The sequence below is a fragment of the Pacificoceanicola niger genome, from assembly GCF_048553275.1.
Taxonomy (GTDB): Bacteria; Pseudomonadota; Alphaproteobacteria; order Rhodobacterales; family Rhodobacteraceae; genus Pacificoceanicola.
Genome location: NZ_JBLZMW010000017.1, coordinates 109,684 through 122,189 on the forward strand (window position 1 = coordinate 109,684; position 12,506 = coordinate 122,189).

Below are 12,506 nucleotides of genomic sequence, written 5' to 3' on the forward strand. Positions count from 1 at the left end.
TCCAGAGGTCCGTTCATGCCGTCCGACACCCACCGCCACGATCACGATCACGCCGAAGACGCCCAGGCAAGCGGCGGCAGTTGCTGTGGTAGCGCCGGAAAGTGCGGCGACATCGCACCGACGACTCCCGCGCCAACCGGCGGGCGCAGTTTTCAGGTGTCTGGCCTCGATTGCGCCGAGGAGGTCGCGATCTTGAATAAGGTAATCGGCCCGCAGATCGGCGGGGCCGAGCATCTCGCGTTCGATGTAATCAACGGGAGGATGACCATTCTCGACAGCGCAAAGAGTGTATCGGACGACGAAGTTGCGGAACTTGTCGCGAGCACCGGCATGACGGCGAAGCCGTGGAATGCCGAGAACGCGTCGGTCGACCAAGCGGCCCATCTTGCACGACAGCGGCTGTTTACGGCTCTCAGCGGCGGCTTCTGGGCGGCGGGTTTTCTCTGGCACATCGTCGAGACCGGTATGGGGGGGGCGCTCGGCCTCTTCGCGGGGCACGGCGAAGCGCCGATGCCGCTGGCCGAGGCAGGGCTTTTTGCAGTTGCTATCCTATTCGGCGTTTGGCTTGTGGCACCGAAGGCATGGTCGTCCGCACGTCGGCTGTCGCCCGACATGAACCTGCTGATGGTTGTCGCAGTCGCCGGAGCCATCGGGCTCGGTGAATTCTTCGAGGCAGCGACAGTGGCTTTTTTCTTTTCGCTGTCCCTCTTTCTCGAAAGCTGGAGCGTTGGGCGCGCGCGGAACGCTGTGTCGGCGCTCCTGGATCTTGCGCCACCTACGGCGCGCGTGATCCACGATGACGGAAGCGAGACCGACATGCCGGCGGTGCAAGTCGCCGTAGGCTCAAGCTTTATTGTACGCGGTGGCGACCGTATCCCGCTCGACGGCGAGGTGACGGGTGGCGCGGGCGCGGTCGACCAGGCGCCGATCACCGGCGAAAGTGCCTTGATACCCAAAGAGGCCGGAGACGAGGTCTATGCGGGCACGATCAACGGCGAAGGTACACTAACTGTGCGCGCCACGAAGGTCGCCTCGGATACCGTCTTGGCCAAGATCATCCGCATGGTCGGCGACGCCCATGCCCGCCGCGCGCCGGTGGAACAGTGGGTGGCAAAGTTCGCCCGCATCTACACGCCTATCGTCATGGCTCTCGCCGTCGCAATTGCGCTACTGCCGCCGCTTATCTTCGGCGGAGCCTGGGATTACTGGTTCTACAATGCCCTCGTGCTGCTGGTGATCGCTTGCCCATGCGCTCTGGTCATCTCGACCCCTGTCTCCATCGTCGCAGCGCTCACCGCTTCGGCGCGGGCGGGCGTCCTCATCAAGGGCGGTGCCTATGTAGAGGCGCCGGGCAGGACCACGGCGCTGGCCATGGACAAGACCGGCACAATCACCATGGGTCAGCCGGAAGTGGCGGCGGTGCACCCGCTGGGCGGGGCTTCAGCACAAGATCTGATGACCCTCGCCGCAGGGCTGGAGGCACGTTCGTCGCACCCTTTGGCGCGTGCCATTCTCGCGCGGGCGGAGGCCGACGGCGTCAAGGTGTCCGCCGCAGAGGATACCCGCACCATTCCCGGCAGGGGACTTGAAGGACGCACCGACGGACGGTCCATCTGGCTGGGGTCGGACCGGTTTGCCGAGGAGAAGGGTTTCGGCGACGCCATTCCGAAGGATCTGCGGGAGCGGATCGAAGGCGCCGGCAGCACCCTTGTCGCTGTCGGCGATGAATCCGGCGTGACGGGCATTCTTGAACTGCGCGATCGCATCCGCCCTGATGCCAAGGGCATCGTGGCGCAACTTCACGCGCAAGGCGTGAAAACCATCGTTATGCTGACCGGTGACAACGAGCGAACAGCGCGCGCCGTTGCCGCCGAGGTCGGTATCGACGAGGTGCGCGCTGAGCTTCTGCCCGAAGACAAGGTGACAGCCATCGAAGAACTGGTCAAAACTCATGACATGGTTGCCATGATCGGCGACGGGGTGAACGATGCACCCGCAATGGCGCGCGCGCATTATGCCATCGCGATGGGTGCGGTTGGTTCTGACGCGGCAATCGAGACGGCGGACATTGCCCTTATGACCGACGACCTCGGCAAGGTGCCTTGGCTGATCGGTCATTCGCGCCGGACAATGTCGATTATCCATCAGAACATCGGTATTTCCTTGGCGACCAAGGGAGTTTTCGTTGTCGCTACCGCGTTCGGAATGGCATCGATGTGGGGCGCTATTGCAGCCGACGTGGGTGTGTCATTGCTGGTGGTGGCGAACGCCCTGCGCCTGCTCAACAGCCAAGAGGCCAAGGCACCGCCGTCCGGTGGCGAGCAGGTTGGGCCACAGATCGCAAAGGCCGCGCTTGCCCACGGACATTGATCACGCGGCATTTGCAAGGTAACATTATTTCCATATCAGACCTCACGAAAGAGGCATCGAGCAGTGAAAACCATCCGATTTCCCCGCCGCGCCGTCCTGTTGGGTGGCTTAGCGGCCTTTTTGTCGGGCTGTGCCGGCAAGTTCCGCAGCTATGACGGACCCGAAGTGACGCGACTTCGGCTCTACAAGGGACAGCGTTTGCTTGTTCTCGACGGATCCGATCGCGTGCTGCAAACCTATCCGATCGGGCTGGGCTTCGCTCCTCAGGGTCACAAGCAATTCGAGGGAGACGGTCGGACCCCGGAGGGCACCTACATAGTCGATAAGCGCAACCCTGAAAGTACGTATCATCTTTCAGTTGGCATCTCTTATCCAAATGAGGCCGACATCGCCTTTGCCGCAGCGCAGGGCCTTTCCCCCGGCGGCGACATCTTCATCCATGGTGGTCCACGCCCCGGCATCGACCCGACGGACATCCGCGACTGGACAGCTGGCTGCATCGCAGTCACAGATCGGCAGATCGAGGACATCTATGCAATGGTGAAGGACGGAACGCCTATCCACATCTTTGCATGACGGTCTTTCTCATGCGGCGGTAGTTAGCCGTCGCATTGGCCGCCAGAGCCCAGCTCCACGAAGCCAAGATGAGCGCCAGCAACATCCAGTCCCCGAAAAGCGCATATGGCGTAGGCGGCTGCGCTGAGGGAAGATCAGCGTCGATGATGCCCCTTTCCCCTGTATCGAGCCGCGCAATGATCTCTCCGTTCGCGTCGATGACCGCAGAGATGCCCGTATTCGCGGCTCGGATGACAGGAAGGCCTTCCTCTACGGCGCGCATACGTGCGGAAGCCAGATGCTGCTCGGGTCCGATGCTGGTTCCAAACCAGGAATCGTTCGTCGCGTTAAAAATCCAGTCGGGTCGGAACATGTCGTCGACCACATGGCCCGGGAAAATGATCTCATAGCAGATCGCCACGGCGACCAGCGGCATACCCGGAAGCGCAAGGGTGCGCGGACCCGGTCCGGGCGTAAAATCGCCCAGCCCCGCCGTCAGCCGCTCGATCGGCAACCAGCCGCGGAATGGCACGTATTCGCCAAAGGGCACGAGATGGTGTTTCGCGTATCCGGTCAGGATCTCATTGGTATCGTCAAAAGCCTGGACGGTGTTGAAATATCGGGTGCCATCCTCGCTCAGTACACGGTCCGGCACTCCGGTTAGCAGCACGCTGCCGTCCGGTAGCGCAGCGGCAATGCGGGCCCGCGCCTGGGCATCCTCATCGAGGAACCCGGGAAAGGCGGTTTCCGGCCAGAGAAGAACGTCGAAATCGCCGGGCTGGGTTGAAAGCTCGAGATAGAGCGCGAAGGTCGCCTCGCGGTTCTCGGGCGCCCATTTCTCCTCTTGGGGAACGTTGCCCTGAACGATGCGCAGGTCGACATCCGGTGGCTGTGGTGCATCCGACTGGAGGCGAAGCGTGCCGACGGCCCACATCGTCACGATGCCGGCCAGCGGCATTAGCGAGATGATCAATCGTTGTCGCCCGACCGCCATGAGAGCCGCGCCGGGGAGTGCCGCTACGAACACGGTGAGAAAGCTTAGCCCATAACTTCCCACCCAGGCGGCGGGCTGGCGAAGGGCGGCGTAATCGACCAGAGCGTAGCCGGCGAGGTTCCACGGAAAACCTGTCAGAACGTGACCGCGCAACCACTCGGCCGCGGTCCAGGAGGTCGCGAACAGGAGGCAGGCCAGGAGACTGCCCATGGCTCCGCGCCGCGCGATTTCGACGAAGAGCACGGCGGCAATGGCCGGGAAAATCGCGAGACCTGCGGACAATCCCGCGACGGCCGGGGTCGCCAGCGCCCCGAAACGCTCGGGTTCGACGTAGAAACTTTCCGCGATCCACGAAATCCCGAAACCGAACTGGCCGAGACCAAACGCCCAGCCGACGAGAAAAGCACGCCCGAAGGAGAGGTCGCGAAGACCGACAAACAACGCAGAATAGGCAACGGGAACAAGAAGGAGAATCGAGAAAGGCGGGAAGGTTAGAACGGTCAGCGGCCCGGCGGCGAAACCAAGCGTCATCCGCGAGAGCAGACGTTTGCGCAGAGCGAAGCAGTTCAGAATTGCCGGCTTCACGACTTGATCGGACGCCGCGCACTGATCCAGGGTGCGGCGAGCAAGAGCCCCACGCCACTGACGACAAACACATCGGCCATGTTGAAGGCAGGCCAATGCGTTGAGTTGATGTAGAAATCCAGGAAGTCCGTTACAGCCCGATACCGCACACGATCAATGACATTGCCCGAGGCTCCACCGATGATCGCTCCGTAAGCGAGCGTTTCAACCGCATTTTCGGCGCGAAACAGCATAACCCCCAGCCAGCCGCAGATGGCAAGAGCGAGAGCTATGAGGCTCCACCATGGTGCGCCGCCAAGTAATCCGAAAGTGACGCCATCATTGCGATAAAAGACAAGGTTAAAACCTGGAAACACGGCGATTCCAGTGCTTAAAGAGGCCGCATTCGCCACAACAATGGCTTTTGTGATCTGATCGATTACGAAAGCGGCAAGCGCCGCAAAAATGCCGATCACCGGAGATAGTTTATGCACTGGCATTGCGTCACCCCAACCAAACATCGAGAAAAAGCATCAAAACGAGCCCGACGGCCAAGCCGAGCGTTGCCTTGTTCTGATGGCCGCTGCGATGGGTTTCGGGGATGATTTCGTGGCTGATGACATAAAGCATGGCGCCTGCGGCAAAGGCCAAGCCCCATGGCAGCAGCGGTTCCGACAGTGTGATGATGCCGGCCCCGAGCAAACCGCCAATCGGCTCGACCATTCCCGTTAGCGCGGCGATGCCCCAGGCGCGCAGCTTCGGATATCCTTCGCCCAACAGGGATACCGCAACGGCCAGCCCTTCAGGCGCATTCTGAAGCCCGATGCCGATGGCGAGTGGCAGACCGCCTTCCATACCTCCGGAACCGAAGCCAACTCCGACCGCGAGGCCTTCCGGGAAGTTGTGGATCGTGATTGCGATGATGAACAGCCAGACCCGCCGTAAGGACGCCGCTTCGGGCCCTTCGCGTCCCGTTCTGAAATGCTCGTGCGGCAGCCTTTCATTCATCAATGCAACGGCCCCCATGCCCAAAAGGATCGAGACGCAAACGATGGCCGCAGGCATCGCGCCGTTCTCGAACATCGGCTCCGCCGCATCCAACGCCGGGATGATCAGAGAAAAGAACGAGGCTGAGAGCATGACGCCGGCAGCGAAGCCGAGCGACAGATCGCGCGTCGCCCGCGACGGGATGCGCCCGAACAGCACGGGAATTGCTCCGACTGCCGTGAGCGATCCGGCGGCAAGGCTTCCGAGAAAGCCGAGCATTATCGGAGACAGGTTTTCCATAAGCGGGCCAGATTATCCTTCGGCGTAGCTTGAAAAGACTTCGGTCGACCCGTCCTCGCGGATGAGGAAGACATCATAAGCTTCACGGTTTTCTTCCGGCCCCATGCCGGGCGAGCCATAGGGCATTCCCGGAACGGCGAGGCCGACGGCGTCCGGGCGTTCCTCAAGAAGGCGGCGGATATCAGCGGCCGGGACATGGCCTTCAATCACGTAGCCCTCTATGAGCGCGGTATGGCAGGAGACCATGCGCTGCGGCACGCCGTTGTCGAGCTTGAAACGAACCAGCGACCCGCCAAACATGTTCTCGCCCGTCGGCGCGAATCCGTTTTCCTCGAGATGGTTCATCCAGGACAGGCAGCAGCCGCATCCGTTGGTCTTGCGGACGTCTATCGCTGTTGCCTCTGCGAGGGCCTGGGCCGCCGGGAACAGGGCGAGCGCGATGGTCAGAGCTTGGGTCATGCGTTTCATGGGTCAGAGCCTTTCGGTTGTCGTCTGGGCAATTTCGCTGTCAAGGTTTTCAGTCAGAAGCGCGCGCGCCTCGGTCAGACGCAACAGCGCGGCGGTATCATCCACCTCGTTCTCTGCGGCTTCGGCGAGCCTGTCGTCAGAGAGAGGGTCAGTCGGACGCCCATCTACGAGGACTTCGTAGTGCAGGTTGGGACCTGTCGCTGTGCCGGTTGCGCCAACGCGGCCGATCACATCTCCCGCCGCCACGCGTTGGCCCTGTGTTAGGCCCTCCGACACGGCGCTGAGATGCGCGTAGCGCGTCATGGTCTCGGAGCCATGGGAGATTTCGACCACGCGTCCATAACCGCCTCGCCAGCCGATGAAGCTGACCCGGCCCGGTGCCGTCGTCCGTACCGGCGTCCCGCTTGCCGCGGCAAAATCGACGCCGGTGTGCATCCGGACGTTTCCGTAGACAGGATGTGTGCGGCGCCCGAACACCGAGCTGAGGCGCGCGCCCTCGACTGGCTGTGCAAAGACGCGAAGCACCTCGCCATCGACGTAGATCGTCGCCTGACCGCTGCCGTCGTCCGGCCAAACGATCTCGTAAAGCGAATCGCCGATTTCCAGTGCGGCGAAGGCGAGGTCCGGCTGTCCGATCTTGTCATCGCCGACGCGCGTCTCGCGCCAGAGAAGCCTTAGTGTCTCGCCTCCAGCCATCTCACGGCGGAAATCCACGGTTCCACCCAGCATTTGCGCAAGGTCCACGGCAAATCGGGCGGGGATGCCGGCATTGTCGAGTGCCGCGAAGATCGAGGTGTCGATCACGGCCTCCCCAGCAAGGGTTACGATCTCCGGATCCGGCGCCACGACCTGCGTGGACACCTGCTCGCCAAAAAGCACCTCGATCCGCACCCCGTCCTCGACGGCGAGCGAGACGGTGCGGGGGCTGCCATCCATAGTCGAAACAACAGTGACCGAATTCCCCGGCCGCAACCGTCGCAGATCGTATTCCGCGCCAAGTGCAAGGGCGACTTCCGCCCTGTCGGCTCCCGCAAGACCGGCTTCGGAAAGCAAGGAGTCGAGCGTTTCACCAGAAGAGATGTCGCGAGACCAAGTCAACAGGGGCGGTTCGATGGCCTGCATCGGCCTGTCAACAACAGCGGCCTGCAGCAGGGGCAAGGGGCCGAAGCCGGGTGTATCTTCCACCCACGCCGTAGCTGGCAGCGACAACGGAATATCCAGGCTCCGGGGAGCTTCAGGACGCTGGGGCATCCAGCTACCTGCCTGGGCAAGTTCTGGCGGCACGGGTTCTTTCGACAGAACATCGAAGAATGCGATAGCCGCCCCCGAAACGGTCCCCGCAAGCGCGACACCTGCCGCAAAAGTTCTGAGCCTCATGTCGCTCCCTCCGTTTCTTCTTCCAACGCGCGGCGGATCTTCGGTACCGCGAATTCCCTCGGTTCATGATAGTCAATCATGGTGACGAACCGTCCAGCGGCACCGAACAGGAAGACGCTGGCCGTGTGGTTCATCGTGTAGTCGCCGCCTTCCGTGGGCACCCGCTCGTAGGCAGCGCGGAAGCCGTCCGCGATGCGCGCAATCTGCCCCTCCGGTCCCGTCCAGCCGCGGATCGCTGGGTGGAAATAACTGACATATTCTGCCATCGCCTCGACGGTATCGCGCTCGGGATCGACCGTGATGAAAACCACGTTCAACTGTTTGGCTTCGTCTCCTAAATCGTCGAGCCAACCTGAAATGTCCGAGAGCGTGGTCGGGCAGACATCGGGGCAGTAAGTGAAACCGAAGAACGCCATCGTCGGTCGCCCGATCAGGGTTTCCGGCCCGACCTCGTTGCCTTCATGGTCAGTCAGGCGGAAATCCATCTCGGTCAGAGCCATAGGCCGCTGCTCGATAGGTTCGGGCGCACCGGGTCCGTCGACCCGCCACCAACCGACGAAGAGCGTCAAGGCAATTGCACCGGCACCGGCCGCGCCGTATCCTGCGATCGTCCTTCGTCGCATTAGTCTTCCGGTCCGCGTGCGGCGATGCCAAGGATCGGCACCTCGACTGTCACCTCGCCCCCGTCGACAAAAAGTAGGGTCAGCGGAAAGGTTTCCCCTTCCGTCATGGGTTGTTGTAGCCGCATCAACATCGCGTGGAGGCCGCCCGGCTCAAGCGCGACGCTCTCGCCCGGGGCGATCGCGATCTCACCTGCCGCGCTCATGGAACTCACACCTTCGGCATTGGTCTTCGTCTCGTGGATCTCGGGCATCATCGCGAGGGGTGTTGAAAGACCAATCAGCGTCACCGGCTCGTCGCCAGTGTTGCGGATCGTCATGTAGGCGGCCCCGGGGCGGTTCATCCCTATGGAGGCGCGGGACCAGGCGCTTTCGACGACGACATCCACGGGTCCGGCCAGTGCGGGTACTGAGAGCCCTCCAAAGGTCAAGAGCGCGGCCAGTGTGCCCGTCATAATAATCTTTTTCATCGTTTTGGTCCTGCCTTTTCCATTCAGCTTTGCACGGCAGCAACTTCCGCGGCCACTAATCGACGCAGTTCTGCCTCCCCGAATGGATCGAGCGACTTGCCGTTTACAAAGAAAGTAGGAGTCTGGCGAACTCCCACGGTTTCGACGTCCGCACGATCCTGATTCAGGATCGCAACGACATCCGGTGCCAGCATTTGCGTGCGCGCGGCCTCTGCATCGAGTCCGGCAGTGGCGGCGATCTGGAGGATCAGACCGGGCTCAGGCGCGCCGTGCGACGCCCATCTCGGCTGATCCCGCAGAACGGCTTCGAGCACCGGCTCGTAAACGCCTTGCATGCGTGCTGCCTCGAGCACGCGGATCGCTTCCTCGGATGCCTCGCCATGAAACGCGGTGTAGCGGATAACGACGCGGACGGCATCTCCATGCTGTGCCATGATGTCCTTCACGATCGGATGGAAGGCGCGGCAAGCCTCGCAGGCCGGGTCAAAGAATTCGACAATCGTGACGGGCGCGTCGGCAGGTCCGAGGATGGGCGAGTAAGAGCGGATCATCGCGTCCGCGAGTTCCGGCGCAACGGTTTTTGCTTCGGCCGCGGGGCCGGGGCGAGTCGCGTACCAAGTGGCTCCGCCGAAACCGGCAACGCCGAGGGCGAGAACGGACAGGATTAAGCCGCGTCGATTCATGTTTGTGTTTCCTTCAATGAAAGTGCCGACAGGAACCCGATCAGTGCGAAGGCGACCAGCGCCATCAGCGGGATCGGAATGCCGAAGACCAATTGGTTATCATCGGTGCAAGAGGGGCCGGTGGCCGTGCAGGGCTGGATGCGTTCGGGGATCAGGCCCGCGTAGAGGCCCATGTGCCACAGGGCGACCACGCCACCACCAAGCGCCAGAGCGATGCCATAGCGCCCGACGCTGCCGTCTCGCCACCAAAGGCCGAGGCCGAGAATGATCGCGAGCGGGAACATGAAGGCGCGCTGGAACCAGCACAGCACGCAGGGTGTCTGCCCCATCACTTCGCCGATGAAAAGTACAGCAAGCGAGGCGACGAGGGCAACGATCCATGCCAGCCCGAGGGCGGTTTCTGCGGGTACGCGGTTCATGTCGGTCAGATCCTCTCTTCCAGATCGGCGAGAATCTCTTCAGCGGACGTGCCATAGGGCCATGAGTCTGCAAAGCCTGCCTCGGGGTCGAATAGAAACAGATGTGACGTGTGGCCCATTGTGTAGCCATCCGGAGCTGTAGCCTCTTCGATGCGTTCAAAGAAGATCGGAAACGTTTCGGATGTAGCGGCGATCTGTTCGGGCGTACCTGTCAGCCCGATGATGTTCGCATCGAACAGCGGAACGAATTCGGCGAGTGCCATGGGCGTGTCCCGTTCGGGGTCGATGGTTATGAAAATCGGCTGGACCCTCGCGGCATTGTCGCCCAGACCGTCCATCACCGCCGCGACCTCAGACAGTGTCGTCGGGCAGACATCGGGGCAGTTGCTGAAGCCGAAAAATACCAACATCCAACGCCCCGAAAAGTCTTCTTCCGTGCGAACCACACCTTGGTGGTCCGTCAATTCGAATGCAGCGACAAACGCTGGATCGTTGTCGGTTCGGGCGCGGTCAGCGCGATAGTCCGACCAGAGCAAAAGCCATACGAAGGCAAGCGACGCGACGCCTGCCAAAACCCAAAGAAATTTCTGTGCCGATGTAAGGGACAAACCTGCGCGCCTGATTTTGGTTCTTGATTATTGTCGCGTTTACATCCTCTAGCTACTAGAGGTTCAAGCGCGAAATCACGTTGTGGCTTAAACTCACGCGTCTGTGAATCCGGCACTTGTCTATTGGGGCGGCAAAACCTACAAAGACTGTAACTTTTTCATGGAGGCGAAGATGCTCACGATCGGCACTCTGTCAAAGAAGACCGGCACAAAGGTGCAGACCATTCGGTACTACGAGCAGATCGGGCTCATGCCCGAACCTGGCCGGACTGAAGGCGGACAGAGGCGCTATGACAACGCACAGCTCGACCGACTGTCCTTCATCCGCCATTCGCGACAACTCGGCTTCTCGCTTGATGCGATCCGCGAGCTGCTCGACCTCAGCGACCAGCCCAATCGGCCCTGCGAAGAAGCCGACGCGATTGCGCGTCGCCAGCTAAAGCAGGTGGAGCAGCGCATGGCCCGTCTGAAGGCGCTGCGCACCGAACTGAAACGCATGGTTCACGAATGCAGCGGTGGACGTACTGCCGATTGCAAGGTGCTTGAGGTGTTGCGGGATCATTCCGAATGTTTGACCGAACATGACGAGATCGGCGCCTGAGATGCCTGCCGCGCTTGCATACCCGCTTGCGGCCTTGGCCGAGATCGCCGGGTGTTTCGCGATCTGGAGCTGGTGGCGCCTCGGCGCATCCGCGGCTTGGCTCGTACCCGGTATTGTAGCCTTGGTGGTATTCGGGTGGCTTCTGGCGCAAGTCGAAACGGTTGCTGCGGGCCGCGCCTTTGCCGCCTATGGCGGAGTCTACATTGCGGCTTCGGTACTGTGGATGTGGCTTGCAGAGGGTCACAGACCGGACAGGTGGGATGCGCTTGGCACAGCCGTTTGCTTGCTCGGCGCAGCTATAATACTGGCCGCGCCACGAACCAATTGAACTTTATGGTTTGAACTTGAAACCGTCTCAAATCGCGATCTCATCGCCCCATAAAAAGGGCTATGCTCTGCATTGGTTGGGGCGCCTGCCTGAAAGCTCCCGACGGTCGTACGTGGAACTGACCATCAATAATCAATCCGGAACCCTGATCTGCCAGAGAGGTTGAAAGATCATAGTTCACAAATTGGAATGGGAAGTATGGCGGCAGAAAAACGAGCAGAAAGACGCACACTTTGGATCGTTCTCGGTCTCAATATCAGTCTTGCTGCGGCCTTTTTCGCAACTGGGACCTTCGGGGATTCCAGTGCCCTGATCGCCAACGGGCTCGACAACCTTTCAGACAGCTTGGTCTACGCAATCAGTCTGTTTGCATTGTCGCGGTCTGCGAAATGGAAACGTGGCGCGGCGAATGTCTCGGGCGGCCTGCTGATCGTGTTCGCCATCGGGATCCTTTATGATGCTTGGCGCCGCTATGTCGGTGGGTCGGATCCCCTTGGCACCGTTATGATCGTCATGGCGCTGATCGCGGCGGCCATCAACTCAGTTTGTGTCTGGTTGCTCGCTCGGCTCAAAGATCCGGACGTCAACATCCGCGCGGCCAATACTTTCAGCTGGAACGACTTTGCGGCAAACCTCGGAATCGTAGTCGCAGGTGGCCTCGTTGCCTGGCTGGGAACGAACTGGCCCGACCTAGTCGTCGGTGTGATTATCGCCGGGATCGCGGCCTGGGGCGGTGTCAATATCCTACGCGACGCACACGGTGAACACCACAAAGCAGTTCACACGGACAAGTAGTTGCGAGAGATCGTTTCTAAAAGAAGGGGTTGAAGCTACAGTAACTATAGAGACTAGTCTGTTCCAAGACGATTCGAGGAGCGACTCCGTTGCAGATAACCAACCCCCTACTTGCACCCACCAAACTACTGGATTTTGATGCCGCGCCTCTTGCGCATCTAATAGAGAGCCGCAGCTGGCGCGACTTATCCGAATACGATCGGATCGGAGCTGCCTATGATTTCGTTCGAAATGAAATTGCGTTCGGATACAATCGAGCTGACGACATCCCCGCATCCGAGGTACTTTCCGACGGCTACGGGCAGTGCAATACGAAAGGCACGCTCTTAATGGCGCTGCTGCGTGGTGTTGGCGTTCGTTGCCGGTT

16 protein-coding genes are annotated in these 12,506 nt (G+C 61.0%); 6 read left to right on the top strand and 10 right to left on the bottom strand.

The genetic code is table 11. The features are described from left to right. Positions 1-15 precede the first annotated feature (15 nt). The gene (locus ACN2XU_RS19280) at positions 16-2,370 is read left to right on the top strand and encodes a heavy metal translocating P-type ATPase (protein WP_092465195.1); all 2,355 of its coding nucleotides are present in this window, start codon (positions 16-18) and stop codon (positions 2,368-2,370) included. 63 nt (positions 2,371-2,433) lie between these two features. Next, entirely contained in the window at positions 2,434-2,946 is a 513-nt protein-coding gene (locus ACN2XU_RS19285; protein ID WP_009807972.1) for a L,D-transpeptidase family protein, read from the top strand. Here ACN2XU_RS19285 and lnt read toward each other — a convergent pair. Genes lnt through ACN2XU_RS19335 form a run of 10 tightly spaced genes read right to left on the bottom strand, consistent with a single transcriptional unit; the run spans position 2,927 to position 10,415 of the window. Then, a complete protein-coding gene (lnt, locus tag ACN2XU_RS19290) occupies positions 2,927-4,534 on the bottom strand; it encodes an apolipoprotein N-acyltransferase (RefSeq protein WP_102856007.1) in 1,608 nt (535 codons plus the stop codon). The genes ACN2XU_RS19285 and lnt overlap by 20 nt on opposite strands. Next, the gene (gene lspA / locus ACN2XU_RS19295; RefSeq protein WP_092465207.1) at positions 4,501-4,959 is read right to left on the bottom strand and encodes a signal peptidase II; all 459 of its coding nucleotides are present in this window, start codon (positions 4,957-4,959) and stop codon (positions 4,501-4,503) included. Before lspA ends, lnt begins: the two co-directional genes overlap by 34 nt. Positions 4,960-4,987: 28 nt before the next feature. Beyond that, positions 4,988-5,770 (bottom strand): ZIP family metal transporter, encoded by a 783-nt coding sequence (locus ACN2XU_RS19300; protein ID WP_027238629.1) that lies wholly within the window; start codon positions 5,768-5,770, stop codon positions 4,988-4,990. A gap of 12 nt (positions 5,771-5,782) precedes the next feature. Next, the gene (locus ACN2XU_RS19305) at positions 5,783-6,238 is read right to left on the bottom strand and encodes a DUF411 domain-containing protein (protein WP_009807976.1); all 456 of its coding nucleotides are present in this window, start codon (positions 6,236-6,238) and stop codon (positions 5,783-5,785) included. 3 nt (positions 6,239-6,241) lie between these two features. Beyond that, positions 6,242-7,615: a M23 family metallopeptidase gene (locus tag ACN2XU_RS19310; RefSeq protein ID WP_009807977.1), complete on the bottom strand. Its 1,374-nt coding sequence runs from the start codon at positions 7,613-7,615 to the stop codon at positions 6,242-6,244. Beyond that, positions 7,612-8,238, bottom strand: a complete 627-nt coding sequence (locus tag ACN2XU_RS19315) for an SCO family protein (RefSeq protein WP_009807978.1) — start codon at positions 8,236-8,238, stop codon at positions 7,612-7,614. Before ACN2XU_RS19315 ends, ACN2XU_RS19310 begins: the two co-directional genes overlap by 4 nt. Beyond that, entirely contained in the window at positions 8,238-8,705 is a 468-nt protein-coding gene (locus ACN2XU_RS19320) for a copper chaperone PCu(A)C (protein WP_009807979.1), read from the bottom strand. Before ACN2XU_RS19320 ends, ACN2XU_RS19315 begins: the two co-directional genes overlap by 1 nt. Before the next feature lie 23 nt (positions 8,706-8,728). After that, positions 8,729-9,388 carry a DsbA family protein gene (locus ACN2XU_RS19325; RefSeq protein WP_009807980.1) on the bottom strand — a complete coding sequence of 220 codons (660 nt, stop codon included), beginning with the start codon at positions 9,386-9,388 and terminating at the stop codon, positions 8,729-8,731. Continuing rightward, positions 9,385-9,807 (bottom strand): disulfide bond formation protein B, encoded by a 423-nt coding sequence (locus ACN2XU_RS19330; protein ID WP_009807981.1) that lies wholly within the window; start codon positions 9,805-9,807, stop codon positions 9,385-9,387. Before ACN2XU_RS19330 ends, ACN2XU_RS19325 begins: the two co-directional genes overlap by 4 nt. Before the next feature lie 5 nt (positions 9,808-9,812). Further along, a complete protein-coding gene (locus tag ACN2XU_RS19335; protein ID WP_232617642.1) occupies positions 9,813-10,415 on the bottom strand; it encodes an SCO family protein in 603 nt (200 codons plus the stop codon). Positions 10,416-10,587: 172 nt separating this feature from the next. Here ACN2XU_RS19335 and ACN2XU_RS19340 point away from each other — a divergent pair, with 172 nt between their 5' ends. The 4 genes from ACN2XU_RS19340 to ACN2XU_RS19355 form a co-directional block, all read left to right on the top strand. Further along, positions 10,588-11,016 (top strand): MerR family transcriptional regulator, encoded by a 429-nt coding sequence (locus tag ACN2XU_RS19340; RefSeq protein WP_039965742.1) that lies wholly within the window; start codon positions 10,588-10,590, stop codon positions 11,014-11,016. 1 nt (position 11,017) lies between these two features. Beyond that, positions 11,018-11,344, top strand: a complete 327-nt coding sequence (locus ACN2XU_RS19345) for a YnfA family protein (RefSeq protein ID WP_009807984.1) — start codon at positions 11,018-11,020, stop codon at positions 11,342-11,344. A gap of 198 nt (positions 11,345-11,542) precedes the next feature. Next, on the top strand, positions 11,543-12,139 hold the full coding sequence (locus ACN2XU_RS19350; RefSeq protein WP_009807985.1) for a cation efflux transmembrane domain-containing protein: 597 nt from the start codon (positions 11,543-11,545) through the stop codon (positions 12,137-12,139). 95 nt (positions 12,140-12,234) lie between these two features. After that, positions 12,235-12,506 (top strand): transglutaminase-like domain-containing protein (locus tag ACN2XU_RS19355; RefSeq protein WP_419411993.1); only part of this gene is annotated, 272 nt, incomplete at its 3' end.

Excerpts from the sequence above, each read along its gene's own strand:
- ACN2XU_RS19315 (WP_009807978.1), bottom strand. The coding sequence starts at position 8,238 with ATGCGACGAAGGACGATCGCAGGATACGGCGCGGCCGGTGCCGGTGCA.
- ACN2XU_RS19350 (WP_009807985.1), top strand. The coding sequence starts at position 11,543 with ATGGCGGCAGAAAAACGAGCAGAAAGACGCACACTTTGGATCGTTCTC.
- ACN2XU_RS19305 (WP_009807976.1), bottom strand. The coding sequence starts at position 6,238 with ATGAAACGCATGACCCAAGCTCTGACCATCGCGCTCGCCCTGTTCCCG.
- ACN2XU_RS19340 (WP_039965742.1), top strand. The coding sequence starts at position 10,588 with ATGCTCACGATCGGCACTCTGTCAAAGAAGACCGGCACAAAGGTGCAG.
- ACN2XU_RS19280 (WP_092465195.1), top strand. The coding sequence starts at position 16 with ATGCCGTCCGACACCCACCGCCACGATCACGATCACGCCGAAGACGCC.
- ACN2XU_RS19330 (WP_009807981.1), bottom strand. The coding sequence starts at position 9,807 with ATGAACCGCGTACCCGCAGAAACCGCCCTCGGGCTGGCATGGATCGTT.
- ACN2XU_RS19300 (WP_027238629.1), bottom strand. The coding sequence starts at position 5,770 with ATGGAAAACCTGTCTCCGATAATGCTCGGCTTTCTCGGAAGCCTTGCC.
- ACN2XU_RS19325 (WP_009807980.1), bottom strand. The coding sequence starts at position 9,388 with ATGAATCGACGCGGCTTAATCCTGTCCGTTCTCGCCCTCGGCGTTGCC.
- ACN2XU_RS19345 (WP_009807984.1), top strand. The coding sequence starts at position 11,018 with ATGCCTGCCGCGCTTGCATACCCGCTTGCGGCCTTGGCCGAGATCGCC.
- ACN2XU_RS19320 (WP_009807979.1), bottom strand. The coding sequence starts at position 8,705 with ATGAAAAAGATTATTATGACGGGCACACTGGCCGCGCTCTTGACCTTT.
- ACN2XU_RS19310 (WP_009807977.1), bottom strand. The coding sequence starts at position 7,615 with ATGAGGCTCAGAACTTTTGCGGCAGGTGTCGCGCTTGCGGGGACCGTT.